Origin of the sequence: Rhodococcus sp. IEGM 1351 (genome assembly GCF_030056875.1) — a bacterium.
Lineage (GTDB): Bacteria > Actinomycetota > Actinomycetes > Mycobacteriales > Mycobacteriaceae > Rhodococcus_F > Rhodococcus_F opacus.
Map to the genome: position 1 here is coordinate 21358 of NZ_JASHKU010000044.1, position 18153 is coordinate 39510.

An 18153-nucleotide genomic window follows, 5' to 3' on the forward strand; every position below is an offset into this window, starting at 1 on the left:
TCCCCGACCCGCCGTACCCGTTCCCCCACAAACAGAAAGCCACCGCTCACATGGTTCAAGAGAGCAACGCGCAGCCCGTCGCACACGGCGCGCAGTTCGATGGTCTGCGTGCGGCTCGCGAAACCACGTGGGCCACCCAATTGACCAGACACGCCGGATGCACACCTGACGCGGTCGCTATCCGGTTCGACGGTCGATCGATCACCTGGAGGCAGCTGCGAGATCGCGTCGCGCAGCTCGCGCTCTGGTTCGTCGACCACGGTATCGAGCCCGGGGACCGAGTCGCACTGTTACTGGGAAATCGGCCGGAGTTTCTCGAGACCCTCTACGCGGCGACCTCGCTCGGCGCCATCGCGGTGCCGGTGAACTTCCGATTGGCCTCGGACGAGGTGGGATTCATTCTCGCCGACAGCGGCGCGAAGGTCATCGTGACCGAAGCAGCGTTCGAACCGCTGGTCACCGCGGCACTGACCGACCTCACCGCGGCCCCCACCGCACTGGTCGCCGGTGCGCGGGCGGCGGATGCGACAAGGATCGACAGAGCATTCGAATACCACGAAGCCGTATCGAAATCCGGTGCGCCCGAGCAACCCCTGGGGTCGGGATCCGGTCAGGACGCGGCCGCGATCATGTACACCTCCGGCACCACGGGACATCCCAAAGGCGCTGTACTGACTCATGCGAACTTCCAAGCAGTTACCGACACCATGATTCGCGCCTGGCGACTGTTCGAGGACGGCGAGATCACACTGGCCGCCACACCCCTGTTCCACATCGGCGGCCTCGGGGCGATCAACGGTCCCTTCGCCACCGGAGCCACCATCGTCATCGCCCCAACCGCCGCCTTCGACCCGAACACGACGCTCGACCTGATCGCTGCCGAAAACGTCACCTCGACCTTCATGGTGCCCGCCCAGTGGCAAGCACTCTGCGCCGCCCCGGACGCGGCGACGAAGGCCGCGACACTGCGCACGCTGGCCTGGGGAGCTGCACCGGCCACCCACGATCTGCTGGCCGCGATGTCACGGATATTCCCGCACGCCAACATCACCGCGGTATTCGGTCAAACGGAGATGGCACCGGTGACCTGCGTGATGACCGGCGACGATTCGATCCGCAAGACCGGGTCGGTCGGGCGGCCGGCGTTCAACGTCTCGATCCGCGTGGTCGACGAGCAGATGAGAGACGTCGCGACCGGCGAAATCGGAGAAATCGTCTACCGCGGCCCCAACCTCATGCGTGAATACTGGAACAACCCGGACGCCACCAAGGCCGCCTTCGACGGAGGCTGGTTCCACTCCGGTGACCTCGTCCGATGCGACGACGAGGGGTACGTCTACGTCGTCGACCGCAAGAAGGACATGATCATCTCCGGCGGGGAGAACATCTACTCCGCGGAAGTGGAGAACGCGCTCGCCTGGCATCCCCGTGTTCGGGAGATCGCCGTGATCGGGCGGCCGGATCCGAAGTGGGGCGAAAGCGTCGTCGCCCTGGTCGTCCCCGCCGACCCCGACGCTCCACCGACACTGGCGGAGCTGGTCGAGTTCTCGCGAGAAACACTCGCGTCGTACAAGAAGCCGCGCGAACTGGTGCTCCTGGACGAGCTGCCGCGCAACGCTACCGGAAAGGTGATCAAGAACGTGCTCCGATCTCATGTGGAATCTCTCGCCGGCACCGTAGGTGGTGGCCGATGAGTACCAGCGCACCCCGACCCATCTTCGATGACGAACACGAGCAGCTTCGCGACACCACGCGACGGTTCGTCCACACCAAGGTTCTGCCGCATCTGGACAAGTGGGAACAGGACGGCCAGGTCGATCGCACGATCTATCAGGACGCCGCCGAAGCCGGGTTGATCGGCTTCTCGATTCCCGAAGAATACGGCGGAGCCGGGGTCGTCGACTTCCGATTCAACGCCGTCATCGGCGAAGAGTTCGCGCGCGCCGGCGCCTCCACCGTTGGCATGGGGATCACCCTGATCAACGACATCGTGCTGCCCTACTTCCTGGAACTGACCAACGACCAGCAGAAACAACGCTGGCTGCCGGGAATCGCGAGCGGCGAGAAGGTGATCGCGGTGGCCATGACCGAACCCGGCGCCGGCAGCGACCTCGCCGGGATCCGCACGTCGGCGAAACGGTCGGGCGACCACTATGTCGTCGACGGTGCGAAGACCTTCATCTCCAACGGTCAGCACGCCGACCTCGTGGTCGTCGTCTGCCGCACCGACGCCCACCCGCACAAGGGGCTGTCCCTGCTGGTCGTCGAAGACGGCACCGAGGGCTTCAGCCGGGGACGGAACCTGCGCAAGGTGGGCCTGCACGCGCAGGACACCAGCGAGCTCTCGTTCACCGATGCCCGGGTCGACGCACGGAATCTGCTCCGCGAGGAGGGATCGGCCTTCTACAGCCTGATGGGAAATCTTCCCCAGGAACGGCTGACGATCGCGGTGAACGCGGTGGCCTCGATCGAGGGAAACCTCGCGCGCACCATCGAGTACGTCAAGGAACGTCGAGCGTTCGGGCAGCCGATCGGGTCGTTCCAGAACAGCAAATTCCTGCTCGCCGACCTGGCCACACAGAGGGACGTCGCACGCATCTTCATCGATGACTGCATTCGCCGGCACACCGCCGGTGAACTCACCGCGGCGCAGGCCGCGGCCGCCAAGCTGTGGACCACCGAACTGCAGGTCACAGTCGCCGACCGGTGTGTGCAGCTCCACGGTGGCTACGGGTACATGGCCGAATATCAGGTCGCCCGCGACTTCACCGACGCCCGGATCCAGACGATCTACGGCGGAACTTCGGAGATCATGAAGGAAATCGTTGGAAAGTCTCTCGGGCTGTGAGTCTTTCGGAAAGTCAGGTACTGATGGATACCATCGTCGCCGAGCAGGACGTCTCCCGGACCCAGGACCGGATGTGGCACGACACGTGGGTGCCGCAGGAGACGGTCGAGTTGCGTGCTCGAGCCCGCAGGGCCGTGGAAGAGAAGCTCGCACCGGTCGCACGCCGCATCGGATCGCAGGAAGAGGCCGCCGAGAACTTCCCGTGGGATGCCTTCCGCGGGCTCGCCGATTCGGGTTTGTTCGGTGTGCCCTTCGCCGCCCCGCTCGGCACCGGCCTCGAGTACCCCATGCTCGGAACCTGCACCGTCACCGAAGAGATCGCGTACCACTCGTCGTCGATGGCCGGGGTGTACGACGGCCAGTGCATCCTCGTCCCGCAGGCCCTGAGCTTCGCGTCCGACGAGCTGCGCACACGGCTGCTTCCGAAGTTGATCTCGGGACACGAAGCATTCTCCTTCGCCACCACCGAACCCGATGCCAGTAGCGACCTGTCGATCGACGCGCTGCAAACCGTCGCCGTCGAGACCGACACCGGATTCGTGGTCAACGGACGGAAGCGGTGGATCACCAACAGCGTCGTGGCGACCTGGGCGGCCGTTCTCGTCCGGACCGGTGAGCGGATGAACATGCTGCTGGTCGACCTGCATTCGCCGGGTGTGCGGGTGGGTGCGCCCGACCTGAAAATGGGACATCGCGGACAGCTGACCGCCGACATCGTCTTCGACGACGTCGTCGTCCCCCGCGAGCATCTCCTCGGCGCTCCGGGAGCCGGCCTGTCGGTGGCGCTGTCGTGTCTGACCCGAGGTCGCATCGGTATCGGCGCCGCCGGAGTCGGGGTGGCGCAAGCGGCGGTCGACCTTGCGGTCCACCGGTTGCGCACTCGCCAACTCTTCGGCGGACCACTCGGGAAGATGCAGTACTGGCAGTTCAAGATGGCCGAGAGGGCCACCGAAATCGAGTGCGCGCGACTGTTGTACCAGAAGGCGGCCACTCGACTCGACCGCGGTGACCGCACCGCCGAGCCGGAGGCGGCAATGGCCAAAGCCTTCGGCACACGGATCGCCGTCGACACGGTCCGAGACGCCCTCCAGATCCACGGCGGATACGGATTCGCGCGGCAGGTCGCCGAAACCGGCGAATCGGTGCGCCTGGAAGAGTTGTACCGAGACGCGAAGATCCTCGAAATCTTCGAGGGCGCGAACGAACTGCAGCAATGGGTCATTGCACGGAACCTGATCGGCCGAGACATCACCGGCTGATCGATCCTCCCGGACGCGGAAAGGAGAAGGCCGAACTGCATGAACCATGTGGACGACCTCCCCGCCGGCGTCGCCCGTCGGCTCGCCGCACCCGGTCGACGGGGGAGCGAACACCGAGCGACGCTCGTCGGCTGCGCCGCGGTCATGAGAAACTAGTCACGTCCGACTGATCTAACCCCTGTGGGACGGCGCATCGTCCCGCGGAACACTGCGAGGCGAGGTTTTTCGTGAGCGTCCCATCGAGAACGCCGGCCACAGGCACGGGTGTGAAACCCAAGCGTGCCGAACAAGAGCGGAGCCGACTGGCCAAGCGCCGGATCCTCGATGCGGCCGTGAAGGTCCTGGTCGACGAGGGATACTCGAACGCGACAACGCTGCGGATCCAGAAAGAGGCCGGCGCCTCACGCGGGGGCCTGCTGCACCATTTCCCGTCCAGGGACGCGCTCCTCATCGCCTCGGTCCATCATCTCGCCGCAGAGCGCTTCCGCGATCTCGGTACCCGTACCGATTGGCCTGAGGACCCGCGGGAGCGGATCTCCGACGCGGTGGAGACCATGTGGGCGACCTACGCGCAGCCCTACTTCTGGGCATCGATCGAACTGTGGGTCGCCGCCCGCTCCCATGAGGAACTACGGGTCGCACTGTTGCCGGAGGAGCAGGTGTTGGGTGCGTTGGTGCGCGCCTCGACCGATGTGTTCTTCGGGGCCGAATTGTGCGGGCATTCAACGTATCCGATGGTGCGCGAGTTGCTGAACACCAGCATGCGCGGCGTCGCCATGACCTACGCGCTCGAGCCGCGAGACCATCGCAAAGACCCCCACCTGCGGGACTGGAAGACCATTGCCTGGTCGATGCTCCTCCCTGGTGAAATGAGCACCCAGAACAGTTAGTCGGTCAGTCTTGACTGTTTAATTTCTGGTCGCTACTGTAGGTCGTATCGGTGATGGCGATCACAGCGCGCCGATACGGAACCAGTCACCGCCGAACTCACCAGTTCTTCCTCAGGGACTGCTCGACAAGCCCAACCCCGCCCACGCCGGGGGAGTCGGCTTGTCGTGTCCCTGGTGCGCGGTGCAATCGGCTGCAGAAGAGCGATGGGACGGGCGATGTCTGCCTTGGAGAAAACAGTCAGAAACGGCATACGCATACTCGCCCAATCCTCACGTACCGCGCCGCGGACGGTCGGGGCGTTCTACGCCACCGCCCTCGAGACGTTTCGTCTGACGGCCAAACGCCCGTTTCAGTTCCGGGAGTTCGTGGCGCAGGCGTGGTTCATCGCCAGTGTGTCGATCGTGCCCACCCTGCTGATGGCCGTTCCGCTGTGCGTGATGGTGGTCTTTCAGATCAACGTCCTGCTCAACGAAATCGGCGCGATAGACCTCAGCGGCGCCGGCGCCGGGGTGGCGGTCATCCGGGAGATCGGTCCGGTGGTCACCGTGCTGGTCGTCGCCGGTGCCGGAGCGACCGCGATCTGCGCAGACCTGGGCTCGCGCACCATCCGCGAGGAGATCGACGCCATGGAGGTGCTCGGAATCAATCCGATCCACCGGCTCGTGGTCCCGCGGGTTCTCGCCTCGACCCTCGTGGCCCTGTTCCTCAACGGGCTGGTAACTGCCGTCGGTCTCACCGGTGGCTACCTGTACGCGGTGTTCCTGCAGGGAGCGACCCCGGGTCAGTTCGTCACGGCGATCTCCATCCTCACCGGGATCGGTGACCTGATGATCAGCGAACTCAAAGCCGCGATCTTCGGACTGCTCGCCGGACTTGTCGCCTGCCACCTGGGTTTGTCGGTCAAGGGCGGACCCAAGGGGGTCGGCGATGCGGTCAATCAGACCGTCGTCGTCAGCTTCATGCTGCTCTTTCTCGCCAACGCCATCATCACAACCCTGTCAGTGCACTAAAACATCGAGACCTCGGAGTCAACGTGCCATCCTTACCTTCACGGGACCTTCTCGGCCACAGCATCGCGGTCACCGTCGCGCGACCTGTCACCGGACTGGCCGACCTGGGGGCGCAACTCAGGTTCTACGCGACCAGCGTCGCCTGGATCCCGCTTACCCTGCGACGCTATCGACGCGAGGTCGTGCGGCTGATCGCCGAAGTCGGCCTCGGCACCGGCGCCCTGGCGGTCATCGGCGGAACCGTCGTGATCATCGGATTTCTCACTGCCGCAGCAGGTTATGAGGTCGGACAGCAGGGGAGCAGCTCCCTGGGGCGCGTCGGAGTAGAAGCCATGTCCGGGTTCATCTCGGCGTTTTTCAACACCCGAGAGGCCATTCCGGTCATCGCGGGTGTGGCCTTGACCGCCACCGTGGGGGCCGGATTCACCGCACAGCTCGGGGCGATGCGCGTCAGTGAGGAAATCGACGCACTGGAAGTGATGTCGGTGCCCTCACTGCCCTACCTGGTGACCACCCGCATCCTCGCCGGACTGGTCGCGATCGCCCCGCTGTATGGGATCGCACTGTTCATGGGTTTCGCCTCTACCGAATTCGTCTCGGTTGTCCTGTCCGACCAGTCCCGCGGAACCTACAGCCACTACTTCAATGTCTTCCTGGTGCCCACCGACGTGCTGTGGTCCCTGTTCAAGGTGCTGGCGATGTCAGTGGTGATCATGTGTGTGCACTGCTATCACGGCTACACCGCCTCCGGCGGGCCGGCCGGGGTCGGGGTTGCGGTAGGACGGGCAGTGCGCACATCGTTGATCGCGATCATGGTGATCGACCTGATCATCGGAATCGCCATCTACGGCGGTGTCAACGCGACCGTGCGGGTGTCCGGATGATCAACTCGCACAAAAAGGATCGACGACTCAACGCCCTGTTCGGGTTCGTGCTCATCCTTCTCCTGGTCCTCGTCACCGCCGTCGCGGTAGGCCGGTATCGCGGTGCGTTCACCGCCGCCGTCCGAGTCGATCTCATCTCGGACCGTGCCGGCTTGCTGATGGACGCCGGCTCCGACGTCAAGGTCTCGAATGTGGTGGTCGGAAGGGTTGCCTCGGTCGCATTGACCGACAACCACGCCGTCATCGCGATGGATCTTCAACCCGATCAAGTAGCGAAGATCCCCGCCAACGTAGGCGCCCAGATCGCCCCCACCACTCTGTTCGGCCGCAAGTTCGTGTCGCTGACCTGGCCCGATCAGCCCTCCAGCATCACCCTCGCGCAACGACCGTTGATCGACACCGCAAAAGTCACAGTCGAAGTCAACGATGCGTTCGACGCGCTGCTGGGTGTACTCGACCACATCGAGCCGCAGAAGGTGAACGGCACCCTCGGCGCAGTGGCGACGGCATTGTCCGGTCGCGGTCACAAGTTCGGAGACCTGATGGTGGATGTGGACCACTACCTGGCCGACTTCAACGGATCGATCCCCACCCTGCAACGCGATGTGCCCCTGCTGGCCGACAACCTCGACACCTTCACCTCCGCGACACCGGAGTTCCTGGCCACCGTCGATCATCTGTCGAGCACGAGCCGCACGATCGTCGAGAAGCAGGCCCAGCTCAGTGCCTTCTTGATGAGTTTCACCGAACTCGGAAACGTCGGCGACTCCTTTCTCGCGGACTCCGAGCAACCCGTCATTCAAGCTCTCGATGCGCTCGCGCCGACCTCGAACCTGCTCGGCGAGTACGCCCCGTCCTACCCGTGCTTCTTCGCCAGCCTCAACCAGTCCCGCCGCTACCTCGAGCGCGGCTTCGGAGGGGACCGGCCCGGCCTCAATATCCTGGGAACAATTCTGATGGGCGATCCGCCGTACACCTACCCCGAGGACCTGCCCGAGAACGGCGCCGACGGTCCCGCCCAGTGCTACTCCTACGGCGCGGGAAACCCACCGCCCGGACACACCCCCTTCGACGTCGGCACCCGGGTGTACGACCCGGTGCAGACCCCAGGAGACCTGCTCGGTAATCCGTTTGCCTCCCTGATCTACGGACTGACCCGATGAACGCGCGCCACCCAGGACTGAAGTTGACCGTGTTCATCGCCGTGACCTCGCTGATCACCGCTGCGCTGGTGATGGTGGTCGGAGACATCCGCCTAGGCCCGTCCCGGACCTACTCGGCCCTGTTCGCCAGCGCCTCCGGACTCAAGAGCGGCGACGACGTCAAGGTGTCGGGGGTCCCGGTCGGCAAGGTCAGCGATGTGCAGCTCGCGGCCACCGATTCAGTGTCCGAAGTCTCGTTCTCCATGTCCGAGGACATTGCGCTGTCACTGACGTCGACCGCCGCGATCAAATACAAGAACCTGATCGGTGACCGATACCTGGAGCTGACCGTCTTGCCGGACGGCCGTTCACCCCGAGGGGAACACGACCCGATCCCGGTCGCCCAGACCACAGCCGCACTCGACATCGATACCCTGGTCAACGGATTCCGGCCCCTGTTGGAGGGACTCGACCCAGATCAGACCAACCGCCTCTCCGCCTCGATCATCGAGGTACTCAACGGCCGGCAGGAGAGCATAGGCACTCTCGTCGAGCAGCTCGGCTCACTCGGTAACGCGCTCGCCGATCGCGACGAGGTGATCGGCAACACCGTCGACAATCTCAATACGGTATTGACGACCGTCGACGGCCGCAGAGACCAATTCGGTACCCTCGTCACCGAACTGCAGCAACTGACCACCGGTCTGTCCGCGGATCGCGACACGCTCACCCGGGCACTCGAACAACTGGACAACGCGAGCGCGGAAACGCAATCAGTGCTCGAACAAGCCAGGCCCCCGCTGCAGGCGGACATCGAACAGCTGTCTCGGACCGCCGCGAACCTGAACTCGCGTACCGACACCCTGAACCTGACCCTGGGCAAGCTGCCGGAGATGTATCGGCTGGTGGGTCGCAACACCGGATACGGCAGCTTCCTGAACTTCTTCGTCTGCGGTCTCGCCATCCGCTATCCCGGGCTCAACGGCCCCGAGACGACACCCATGTTCACCGCCCCCGCAGAGAGGTGCAAGTGATGGCGACGAAGTCGTTCAAAGAACGCAACCCCCTTCACCTCGGACTGATCGGCACGGCTGTCATCGCGGTGCTCATGGTCGCCGTGTTCAACTACCAGGCAATACCTTTCCTGACCGGGGCACGAACGGTGACGGGCGAGTTCGCCGACGCCAGCGGCCTCGCCGCGGGCGATCACGTGCAGATCGGCGGCGTCGAGATAGGCGAGGTCGAATCGATCACCCTGCGCCCGAACCATGTCGATATCGAGCTGAGAATCGATCCACACGGGCGAACACTCGGAGCCCGAACACACGCGGCGATCAAGGTCGAAACGGCGCTCGGCCGGCGCTACGTCGAACTCACCCCAGACGGGGACGGCGAGCTCGGAGACACGATCCCCGCCGACCGCACCACCTCCGGATTCGACATCACCGATTCCCTCTCCCGCGTCACCGAAACCCTGGAGGGAACCGACAAATCAACCGCCTCGCAGGCATTGACCAGTATCTCCGAACTGATGAATGCGTTGCCGGACAACCTGAAACAGTCTTCGGACGGCATCGCCCGGATCGCCGATACGGTCTCGTCCCGAGACACGCAGATCCGGCAGCTACTGGACCTGTCGACCTCGGTGTCCGGTGTCCTATCCGAGCGCAACAACAACCTCACCGCACTGATCACCGACGGTGAAACGCTGTTCGCGGCACTCAACGACCGCGCCGCCACGATACACAGCCTGCTCGTCCAGGTCCGCGCCGTCAGCGAACAGATCCGCGGCGTGGTTGCCGACAACCGCGAGAGCACCGCGCCCATGCTCGCAGAACTCGACACGGTGCTGACCACGTTGAACCAGAATTACACGAATATCGACAACGCCATCACCGGGCTGCGCCCCTTCGTGACCCAACTCGGTGAGGTGGTCGGCAGCGGCCCCTTCTTCGGCGTCCTGTTGCAGAACATTGCACCGGCCAACCTTCGTGGCCAAATGCCCGGAAGCCCAGGAGGAGTGAACTGATGACCACCCGCACCCGGCACCTGGCACGGCGAATCCCCACCCCGGGAAAGGCGCTCGCGGCACTACTGCTTTTCGCGGTGATCTCGACCACCGTCGCGGCGATCGCCACCCGCGATTCGACGCTCCACATCACCGCCTACTTCCGCAACTCGATCGGGCTCTACGAAGGAGACCGCGTGACGATTCGCGGGGTCCCCGTCGGCACCGTCGATGCGATCGACCCGATGGGGGACCAGGTGCGCGTCACGCTCACCGTCACCGGCGATCACCCCGTCCCGGCAGACGCCGGCGCCGCGATCATCGCTCCGACGCTGGTCACCGGACGATACGTGCAGCTCGCACCAACCTATGGCGGTGGCGCCCGCCTCGAGGACGGAGCCGAAGTTCCCCTCGAGAAGACCGCGGTGCCAGTCGAATACGACCAACTCAAGAAGCAACTGACCGAACTGTCCACCGAACTGGGCCCGCAAGGCTACAACGCCGACGGTTCACTGAGCGAGCTGGTGGCGTCCACCGGGAGGGCACTGGACGGAAACGGGCAGAGCCTCAAACTGGCGTTGTCCAACGTCTCGGCCGCAATGCAGACACTCTCCGACGGCGGCCCGGACCTGTTCAGCACCGTCCGAAACCTGCAGGTGCTCGTCTCCGCGCTCGCGGCCAGTGACCAACAGATCGTCGGCTTCAGCGGCGAACTGCGATCGGTGTCGACGCTGCTCAACAACAACCGGACCGAACTCGACGCGGCATTGGCATCCATCGCGGCCCTGCTCCCCGAAATCCGCGGATACGTCGACGACAACAACGAGGCACTGACCACCGATGTCGAATCCCTCAATTCGATTGCGACCCTGCTGATGAACAAACAGGACAACCTGGCACAAATCTTGCACGTCACCCCGACCGCACTCGCCGACCTCTACAACATCTACGACCCGGCCTCGAACTCACTGACCGGTGCGCTCGCGATCCCCGATCTGCCGGATCCGATGTCCTTCATCTGCGCATTGCTCACCACCGTCGACGCGCCGCAAGAGGAATGCTCCCGCATGAGCGACAAGTTCGGGGACATGTTCGGAGCCGCGGTCCGCGCCGCACAAGGATCCGCGCCCACCGGCCCAGCTCCCAAACTCGGTGAACTGGCCGTCCCCGGATCGGGAGGCACACGATGAACTTGCGCCGCTCACTGGCCGGCATCGTCATGCTCGGCACACTCCTGGCCGTCTCCGGTTGCCGCTTCGACGGCATCAATTCGCTGCCACTGCCCGGCAACGCCAACGACGGCCCGACCTACACCATCACCGTCGAACTGCGCGACGCGCAGAACCTCGTCGGCAACTCCATCGTCAAAGCGGACAACGTCACCGTCGGCACCGTGCGACGAGTGGTGGTGGACGGCCTGATCGCCAAGGCCGTCCTGGACATCGATGACAGCGTCGATCTACCGCGCACCGCGACCGCCCGACTGGCGCAAACCAGCGTCCTCGGCGCCCAATACCTCGAAATCTCCGCACCCCCGAACGGCGACACCACGGAGAAGATGCGTGACGGCGATGTCATAGCGCTCGAAAACTCCGCCGAATACCCCTCGACCGAACAAGTGCTGTCCGCCTTGTCGCTGGTACTCAACGGCAGCGGGCTCGAACAGCTCCGCACTATCATGGCCGAACTCAACGGCGCCGCCGGGGGCCGCGAACAGACCCTCAACCAGTCCCTGGCGCGAATGGAAACCTTCGTCGACGGCCTGGACAGCCAGCGGGGCAACATCGTCCGTGCCATCGACAGCCTCGACCGCTTCTCCCGCGAACTCGCCGGACAGAACACCACGATCGCCACCGGAATCGACGCCATCACCCCGGCCCTGGCAGTCCTCGACGAACAACGGGTCCAGCTGACACAGATGCTCGACAGTATGGGCCGCTTCGGCGACCGGGCCCGCATCGTCCTCAACAGCAGCCGCGACGATCTCCTCTCGAACCTGCACGATCTCGAGCCCACCCTGACCGAATTGGCGAACTCCGGCACCGACCTACCCGAGTCGCTCGCCGTGGCTGCTTCCTTTCCATTCCCCGTCACCACCGCCGACAAAGGCATGCGAGGGGACTACCTCAACCTGTTCCTCACCCTCGACCTCAGTGCAGAAGCCATCAACAACAAAATCCTCGGAAGCATCCCTGCCGGCGAGCTCGCGCGTGCTGTCCTGCCCAGCCAAGCGGTGAACCCCCTGCTTGCCCCCACCCAGCCCGCACCGGCGCCACTTCCCTTCGCGGCGGGAGCCCCTCGATGAATCGCACTGCACTCGTCCGATTCCAACTCGTCACCTTCACGGTGCTCTCGATCGTCAGCCTCACCTACGCACTCATCTCGTACGTGAGCATCGAACGCATCACCGGCCTGCGCACATACACGGTCACGGCGGACTTCGCCGATGCCGGCGGCCTCTACGAGAACGCACTGGTCACCTACCGTGGCATCGACGTCGGACTGGTCACCTCGATCGACCTTGCGCAGGACGCACACGTGCGCGCCTCCATGCAGATCAAGGACGCCTACCCGGTCCCCACCGCCAGCACCGCGCACATCCGCAGCATGTCCGCGGTCGGCGAACAGTTCGTCGATTTCGTCCCCACGACAGACGAGGGACCATATCTCGTCGACGGGGACACCGTCCCGACCGACCAGACCGAGACCCCGGTACCCGCCGGCGATGTGATCGAATCCGCCAACCAGCTGCTGCAGAGCATCCCCAAGGATTCTCTGGACAAAGCCGTCGACGAAACCTTCAACACCTTCGACGGAACAGGTCCACAGATCGCGCAGCTGATCGACTCGTCCGCCGAACTCGTCCGACTGGCGCAAGCCGACCTCGAGCCCACGCGCACCCTGATCAACGATGCCGAGCCGCTACTGACGACCGGCAATGAGGTCAGCGAGGACATCACGTCCTTCACCACCGACCTGTCCGCGTTCACCGAGCAACTCGTCCTCAGCGACGGACAGATCCGTGCGGTGCTCGATCAGGGACCGTCCGCCGCCGCGACCACCACGGCAACGCTGACCGACCTCCAACCGACCTTCCCGCTGCTGATGGCCAACCTGCAAACCGTCGGTCAGGTGTTCCGGATGAACATCCCGGAACTGCGCCAGATCCTCGTCATCTACCCCGCATTGAGTGCGGTGACCAACCATTCGGTCACCGGATTCCAACTCGACGACGACCAACTCGGCCCACAGGCCCCGCTGGACATCAAACTCGGCAACACCCTCAACCCGCCACCGTGCACCCAGGGCTACCAGGCGACCGAACGCCGCGATCCCTCCGATACCGCACCCGCCCAGGTACCCGGTGCCTCCTACTGCGATGTCGCCCCCGACGACCCGAAGGTCAGCCGCGGCCTTCGCAACACCCCCTGCGCCACCGACCCCGCAGTGCGGGCACCCGACGTCGCGAACTGCCCCCAAGGCCTGCCGTCGACCTGGGAGGGAATGCTCCGACGCCCCGGTGCCAGCCCCACACCCGAAATACCTGCGGCGCCGCCGAATCCAGCCCCGGCGGCCGTCCCCTACAACGACACCGACCAGAGCTTCCTCAGCCCCCAAGGGGCGTCCTACATCATCGGCACCGCCCCAGACCCATCCGCACCAACAAAGGAGGCCGATCGATGGCAATCGCTAGTGATCAAATGACAACAGCGGAGGATGCACCCGAGCTGACGACCCCGCCCGCACCCCATGAACCCCTCACTCCCGATTCCGAAGGCCCTCGTTCGAGGCGACCGGCTTATTTCCTCCTCGGACTCACACTTGTGCTCTGCGTGCTCGTCACTGCATGCGCAGTTCTCGGTGTCCGCATCCAGGACGGTCGGCACGCGGCCGAGCGAGACGCTCAGGTCCTCGACACGACCCGGACCGTACTGGCCCAGCTTGTGTCGCTGAACCACAATTCCGCCCAGCAAGATCTCGACCGCATCGCCGCCAACGCGACCGGCCAGTTTCGTGACCAGTTCGACTCTGTCGCCGACAGTTTCGCCCAAGTCCTCGGCAACGGACAAGTCGAATCCACCGGGGAGGTCAAAGCCGCCGGCATCGTCGACGCCAATGACGACACGGCGACAGTTCTCGCCGCCGTCACCTCACTGGTCAAGAACTCCGAAGCTCCAGAAGGTCAACCGAGGGTCTACAGGATGAAAGCAACACTGAATCACATCGACAACCAATGGCTGGTCGCAAGTGTGGAGTTCGTCGCATGAGCACCGCAGTACAGGAACAGAGTGTCCCACCCGCACCGGAGTCGGCCGCGAACACCAGCCGGAGCAGGCGCGCGTTTTCTCTCCCCGGCAGCATCGCGCGGCGACTCACCGTCCTCTCGCACACGAAGCTACGCGTCTTGATTACGGCCGTTGCAGTCCTGACCGTCACGGCCGTGGCCACCGGGGCCGTCCTGGTCGTGCAATTGCACAACCAGGCCCGTACGCGCACCGCAGCCGCGGAGGCGACTGCGGCCGCACGCGAGAAAATACCCGCGGTGCTCTCCTACGAGTTCGGTTCACTCGACGACGAATTCTCGTCCGCCACCACGAACCTGACCGGCCCGTTTCGCGACGATTTCGCCGAGCTCGCCCGCAACGTGATCGTGCCCGCAGCACGAGCAGACTCGATCGTCACGAAAGCCGAAGTCGTCGAGATATCCGTCGTCGACACCAATTCGGACAAGGTGACCGTGTTGATGTTCCTCAATCAGAACACCACCAGCACCAAACTCCCGGCGCCCCGCCTCGATGGCAGCCGAGTCACGGTCGAAATGACCCCCATCGCAGGTGGCTGGCTGATCTCCGGCATCACACCGGTCTGATCCCCACCACACAGCAAGCATATTCGCAGCAGGAACGAGGAACACATGGGTGTCGAGGTATCCGTCGAGGGACTGACCAAGTCGTTCGGCTCGCAGAGGATCTGGCAGGACGTCACGTTGACGCTGCCGGCTGGTGAGGTCAGTGCGTTGCTCGGGCCGTCGGGTACGGGTAAGTCGGTGTTTCTGAAGTCGCTGATCGGTTTGCTCCGCCCGGAGCAGGGTTCGATCGTGATCGACGGCACCAACATTCTCGAGTGCTCGTCCAAGGAGCTGTACGAGATCCGGAAGCTGTTCGGGGTGCTGTTCCAGGACGGCGCGCTGTTCGGGTCGATGAACCTGTTCGACAACGTGGCGTTCCCACTACGCGAACACACCAAGAAATCCGAATCCGGAGTCCGCAAGATCGTCATGGAAAAGATGGAACTCGTCGGCCTCCTCGGCGCCGAGGACAAACTGCCCGGCGAGATCTCCGGCGGTATGCGCAAGCGTGCGGGCCTGGCCCGGGCCCTGGTACTCGACCCACAGATCATCCTCGTCGACGAGCCGGACTCCGGTCTGGACCCGGTGCGCACCACCTACATCAGCCAGACGTTGATCGACATCAACGCCGAGATCGACGCGACGATCCTGATCGTCTCGCACAACATCAACCTGGCGCGGACGGTGCCGGACAACATCGGCATGCTGTTCCGCCGGCATCTGGTGATGTTCGGTCCGCGGGAGGTGCTGCTCACCAGTGAGGAGCCGGTGGTCAAGCAGTTCCTGGGCGGCACGATGATCGGTCCGATCGGGATGTCGGAGGAGAAGGACGAGGCCACCATGGCGCAGGAGCAGGCGATGGTCGATGCCGGCCACCATGCCGGTGGTGTCGACGACGTCGAGGGCATCGTCCCGCAGATGAAGGCGACGCCGGGGATGCCGTTCCGGCAGGCCGTGGCCCGCCGTCAGGAACGCGTCCGGCACATCATGCACACCCTGCCGGAGAATGCCCAGATCGCCATCCAGGAAAGCCTCGAGCAGACCTCCGGCGGCTGGTTCCACGACGACGTCACCGCTCCGCTGGAAGTAGCAGGCGATGTCCGTTGATCCGTCGACCCTGATCGTCGCCGTGGTCGCGGCGGCCGGTGCGTTCGTCCAGGGCATGGACGCGCCGCCGCAGGTCGAGGATCAGGCAACGCAGATTCTCGAGTCGTACCCGGCGCCGGCCGTCGACCAGCAGGTGTCCGACGTGATCGCGGTACTGCCCGAGCCGGTGCGCGCACCCGCGCAGCAGGCGGTGGACGACGTCACCGCCGCCGCCGTGACGGCACTGAAACCGCACCTGCCGTCCGGCGCCCTGACACCACGGCCGACGCCCGAACCCGAACCGCAGACACCCGCGGAGCCGGTCGTGCCGCGGTCGGTGCCGGAACCGGAGCCACCGGCATCGGTGTTCCTGTCCAGTCCACCCGTCTACGACGACGAGTCCTCGGCAGGCACCAGCACGGTGCTGCAACCGGTTCCGGCCACGTTTCCCCGCGCGTCGCTGGCCCCGGTCGGCGCGATCGCACTGTTCGCCCCCTGGCTGCGCAAGGCCGGAGCGATCTGCGAAGGAATCAAACCCGCGACACTGGCCGCGCTGTATGCGGCCGAGAACGGGTTCCGGTACGGGCCCACCGCGCCGGTGTCCCCGTCCGGCGCGCTCGGACCGGGCCAGTTCATGCCCGGCACCTGGGCGATCTACGGCAAGGACGCCGACGAGGACGGCGCGGCGGACGTGCTCGGAATCGCCGATCCCGTGATGGCGTCCGGAAATCTGCTGTGCGACATGTACGAACAGATCGATGTGTGGAAACAGCAGGGCCGGGTGTCCGGGGACACGCTCGACCTCACCATCGCGGCATACAACGCCGGGTCCGGCGCCGTCCTTCGATCCGGTGGAATGCCCTCCGGCAGCGCGGACTACGAAAACCAGACCAAACCCTATGTGGCGAAGATCCGGGGCAGCGAGTCGTCCTTCGCCGAACTGCTCACGCCGCTCATCGGACTGCCCCTGGCCGACGGCGTCGGCGGCCGGGTGGTCGAATCGGCGATCCGCTACCTCGGCCTGCCCTACGTGTGGGGCGGCGGCAACGTCGACGGTCCGTCGGGTGGGGGCTTCGACTGCTCGGGACTGACGACGTTCGCGGTCCACGTCGCCGCCGGCATCACTCTGCCCCGCACGTCCGAAACCCAGTGGTCCATCGGGCAGGAGATTCCGATGGACCAGGCCCGGCCCGGTGATCTGCTGTTCGGCAACTGGCAGTCCGGGGGTCCCGGGCACGTCGCCATCTACATCGGCAACGGACAGATGATCCACGCCCCCACTACGGGTGACGTCGTGCGCATCGCGGACGTCTTTCCCGAAATGAAGGCCCGCCGCATCCTATGACCACAAAAGAAAAATCCGTCCAATCTCAGCTCGAACATGAACCGCCCGACTTCTGAAGACAGCGAAAACCGATAAGACAGAACCGGCGAAGATCCAGTGAGAAGAACCATGATCCCCGCACGTCGTGACAAACCAGGACGAAATGAATGGCGAGGCCCTTCACGTCCGTCCTCGATGACAGGCGCTCCTCAGATGTAGATCCTCAAGATTACTTTGGCCTTTCTCGCCGCCTTTTCGCTAGTCATTTATTCCGAAAGACAGGTAAGAATCCGACGAACCCCGAGCAAGCCGGATGGTTCGTCAGGCCCGGCGAAACAAGGCCGGCTCTAACGTTGTCCCCCAACGGGGCGGATGACGTTGCACCTACTACCGGCGCCCCCGGACGGGCCCGAATCCGCCCAAACAGCAGTTGAGCGAGATCTCGACTCGTATGCGGGGGAATTAGACCTCGCCCGCATGGATTCGATTCGTGAGCCATACGGATTCTGGCGCCGAGGCTGGTCAGGTGGTGCGGTCACGTGATGGTGATGCCGCCATCGACTACGAGGGTTTGTCCGGTGACGTAGCCGGCTGCGTCGCAGGCGAGCCAGACAAGGGTGGCGGCGAGTTCGGTGGCATCGCCGGTGCGCCCGAGCACCGTCCGTGACGCGAGGCTGTCGAGGTAGCCGTCGTGATATTGGTCGGTCATCTCGGAGGCGAAGAAGCCGGGGGCGAGCGCGTTGACGCGAATTCCCTTGCGGGTGCCCCATTGTTGGGCGAGGTCTCGGGTCAGACCGATGATTGCGGCTTTGCTGGCGCTGTAGGCGGCCTGGGGCAGACCGGCGGTGGTGA

General features: G+C 64.6%; 17 protein-coding genes. 16 read left to right on the forward strand and 1 reads right to left on the reverse strand.

From position 1 onward, the window contains the following. The first annotated feature begins 50 nt into the window (after nucleotides 1-50). The 16 genes from QM806_RS38775 (at nucleotide 51) to QM806_RS38850 (ending at nucleotide 17322) form a co-directional block, all read left to right on the forward strand. Nucleotides 51-1694 carry a long-chain-fatty-acid--CoA ligase gene (locus tag QM806_RS38775; protein ID WP_502943955.1) on the forward strand — a complete coding sequence of 548 codons (1644 nt, stop codon included), beginning with the start codon at nucleotides 51-53 and terminating at the stop codon, nucleotides 1692-1694. Further along, nucleotides 1691-2848, forward strand: a complete 1158-nt coding sequence (locus QM806_RS38780; RefSeq protein WP_283294902.1) for an acyl-CoA dehydrogenase family protein — start codon at nucleotides 1691-1693, stop codon at nucleotides 2846-2848. Before QM806_RS38775 ends, QM806_RS38780 begins: the two co-directional genes overlap by 4 nt. Before the next feature lie 23 nt (nucleotides 2849-2871). Further along, nucleotides 2872-4107: an acyl-CoA dehydrogenase family protein gene (locus tag QM806_RS38785; RefSeq protein WP_240960903.1), complete on the forward strand. Its 1236-nt coding sequence runs from the start codon at nucleotides 2872-2874 to the stop codon at nucleotides 4105-4107. 266 nt (nucleotides 4108-4373) lie between these two features. Continuing rightward, complete coding sequence (locus QM806_RS38790) at nucleotides 4374-4997, forward strand: TetR/AcrR family transcriptional regulator (RefSeq protein ID WP_283294903.1); 624 nt, start codon at nucleotides 4374-4376, stop codon at nucleotides 4995-4997. Between the two features lie 216 nt (nucleotides 4998-5213). Next, nucleotides 5214-6008, forward strand: coding sequence for an MlaE family ABC transporter permease (locus tag QM806_RS38795; protein ID WP_283294904.1), 795 nt, complete (start codon nucleotides 5214-5216; stop codon nucleotides 6006-6008). A gap of 23 nt (nucleotides 6009-6031) precedes the next feature. Further along, complete coding sequence (locus tag QM806_RS38800) at nucleotides 6032-6892, forward strand: MlaE family ABC transporter permease (protein WP_183102257.1); 861 nt, start codon at nucleotides 6032-6034, stop codon at nucleotides 6890-6892. Beyond that, nucleotides 6889-8055: an MCE family protein gene (locus tag QM806_RS38805; protein WP_283294905.1), complete on the forward strand. Its 1167-nt coding sequence runs from the start codon at nucleotides 6889-6891 to the stop codon at nucleotides 8053-8055. Before QM806_RS38800 ends, QM806_RS38805 begins: the two co-directional genes overlap by 4 nt. After that, nucleotides 8052-9068, forward strand: coding sequence for an MCE family protein (locus tag QM806_RS38810; protein WP_265146073.1), 1017 nt, complete (start codon nucleotides 8052-8054; stop codon nucleotides 9066-9068). The genes QM806_RS38805 and QM806_RS38810 overlap by 4 nt, the downstream gene beginning before the upstream one ends. After that, nucleotides 9068-10063 carry an MCE family protein gene (locus QM806_RS38815; RefSeq protein WP_167119400.1) on the forward strand — a complete coding sequence of 332 codons (996 nt, stop codon included), beginning with the start codon at nucleotides 9068-9070 and terminating at the stop codon, nucleotides 10061-10063. The genes QM806_RS38810 and QM806_RS38815 overlap by 1 nt, the downstream gene beginning before the upstream one ends. Next, on the forward strand, nucleotides 10063-11232 hold the full coding sequence (locus QM806_RS38820) for an MCE family protein (protein WP_265146071.1): 1170 nt from the start codon (nucleotides 10063-10065) through the stop codon (nucleotides 11230-11232). Before QM806_RS38815 ends, QM806_RS38820 begins: the two co-directional genes overlap by 1 nt. After that, nucleotides 11229-12347 carry an MCE family protein gene (locus QM806_RS38825; RefSeq protein ID WP_120660958.1) on the forward strand — a complete coding sequence of 373 codons (1119 nt, stop codon included), beginning with the start codon at nucleotides 11229-11231 and terminating at the stop codon, nucleotides 12345-12347. The genes QM806_RS38820 and QM806_RS38825 overlap by 4 nt, the downstream gene beginning before the upstream one ends. Further along, entirely contained in the window at nucleotides 12344-13747 is a 1404-nt protein-coding gene (locus QM806_RS38830; protein WP_283294906.1) for an MCE family protein, read from the forward strand. The genes QM806_RS38825 and QM806_RS38830 overlap by 4 nt, the downstream gene beginning before the upstream one ends. Nucleotides 13748-13866: 119 nt before the next feature. Continuing rightward, nucleotides 13867-14310: an Rv1363c family protein gene (locus tag QM806_RS38835; RefSeq protein ID WP_265146070.1), complete on the forward strand. Its 444-nt coding sequence runs from the start codon at nucleotides 13867-13869 to the stop codon at nucleotides 14308-14310. Continuing rightward, the gene (locus QM806_RS38840; RefSeq protein WP_283294907.1) at nucleotides 14307-14912 is read left to right on the forward strand and encodes an Rv1363c family protein; all 606 of its coding nucleotides are present in this window, start codon (nucleotides 14307-14309) and stop codon (nucleotides 14910-14912) included. The genes QM806_RS38835 and QM806_RS38840 overlap by 4 nt, the downstream gene beginning before the upstream one ends. 45 nt (nucleotides 14913-14957) lie before the next feature. Further along, on the forward strand, nucleotides 14958-15998 hold the full coding sequence (locus QM806_RS38845) for an ABC transporter ATP-binding protein (protein ID WP_120660962.1): 1041 nt from the start codon (nucleotides 14958-14960) through the stop codon (nucleotides 15996-15998). Beyond that, nucleotides 15988-17322 carry an NlpC/P60 family protein gene (locus QM806_RS38850; RefSeq protein ID WP_120660963.1) on the forward strand — a complete coding sequence of 445 codons (1335 nt, stop codon included), beginning with the start codon at nucleotides 15988-15990 and terminating at the stop codon, nucleotides 17320-17322. The genes QM806_RS38845 and QM806_RS38850 overlap by 11 nt, the downstream gene beginning before the upstream one ends. Before the next feature lie 514 nt (nucleotides 17323-17836). Here the strand turns inward: QM806_RS38850 and QM806_RS38855 are convergent. Beyond that, nucleotides 17837-18153 (reverse strand): SDR family oxidoreductase (locus QM806_RS38855; RefSeq protein WP_283294908.1); only part of this gene is annotated, 317 nt, incomplete at its 5' end.

Excerpts from the sequence above, each read along its gene's own strand:
- QM806_RS38850 (WP_120660963.1), top strand. The coding sequence starts at position 15,988 with ATGTCCGTTGATCCGTCGACCCTGATCGTCGCCGTGGTCGCGGCGGCC.
- QM806_RS38775 (WP_502943955.1), top strand. The coding sequence starts at position 51 with ATGGTTCAAGAGAGCAACGCGCAGCCCGTCGCACACGGCGCGCAGTTC.
- QM806_RS38830 (WP_283294906.1), top strand. The coding sequence starts at position 12,344 with ATGAATCGCACTGCACTCGTCCGATTCCAACTCGTCACCTTCACGGTG.
- QM806_RS38840 (WP_283294907.1), top strand. The coding sequence starts at position 14,307 with ATGAGCACCGCAGTACAGGAACAGAGTGTCCCACCCGCACCGGAGTCG.
- QM806_RS38815 (WP_167119400.1), top strand. The coding sequence starts at position 9,068 with ATGGCGACGAAGTCGTTCAAAGAACGCAACCCCCTTCACCTCGGACTG.
- QM806_RS38810 (WP_265146073.1), top strand. The coding sequence starts at position 8,052 with ATGAACGCGCGCCACCCAGGACTGAAGTTGACCGTGTTCATCGCCGTG.
- QM806_RS38845 (WP_120660962.1), top strand. The coding sequence starts at position 14,958 with ATGGGTGTCGAGGTATCCGTCGAGGGACTGACCAAGTCGTTCGGCTCG.
- QM806_RS38820 (WP_265146071.1), top strand. The coding sequence starts at position 10,063 with ATGACCACCCGCACCCGGCACCTGGCACGGCGAATCCCCACCCCGGGA.
- QM806_RS38780 (WP_283294902.1), top strand. The coding sequence starts at position 1,691 with ATGAGTACCAGCGCACCCCGACCCATCTTCGATGACGAACACGAGCAG.
- QM806_RS38785 (WP_240960903.1), top strand. The coding sequence starts at position 2,872 with ATGGATACCATCGTCGCCGAGCAGGACGTCTCCCGGACCCAGGACCGG.
- QM806_RS38825 (WP_120660958.1), top strand. The coding sequence starts at position 11,229 with ATGAACTTGCGCCGCTCACTGGCCGGCATCGTCATGCTCGGCACACTC.
- QM806_RS38795 (WP_283294904.1), top strand. The coding sequence starts at position 5,214 with ATGTCTGCCTTGGAGAAAACAGTCAGAAACGGCATACGCATACTCGCC.
- QM806_RS38805 (WP_283294905.1), top strand. The coding sequence starts at position 6,889 with ATGATCAACTCGCACAAAAAGGATCGACGACTCAACGCCCTGTTCGGG.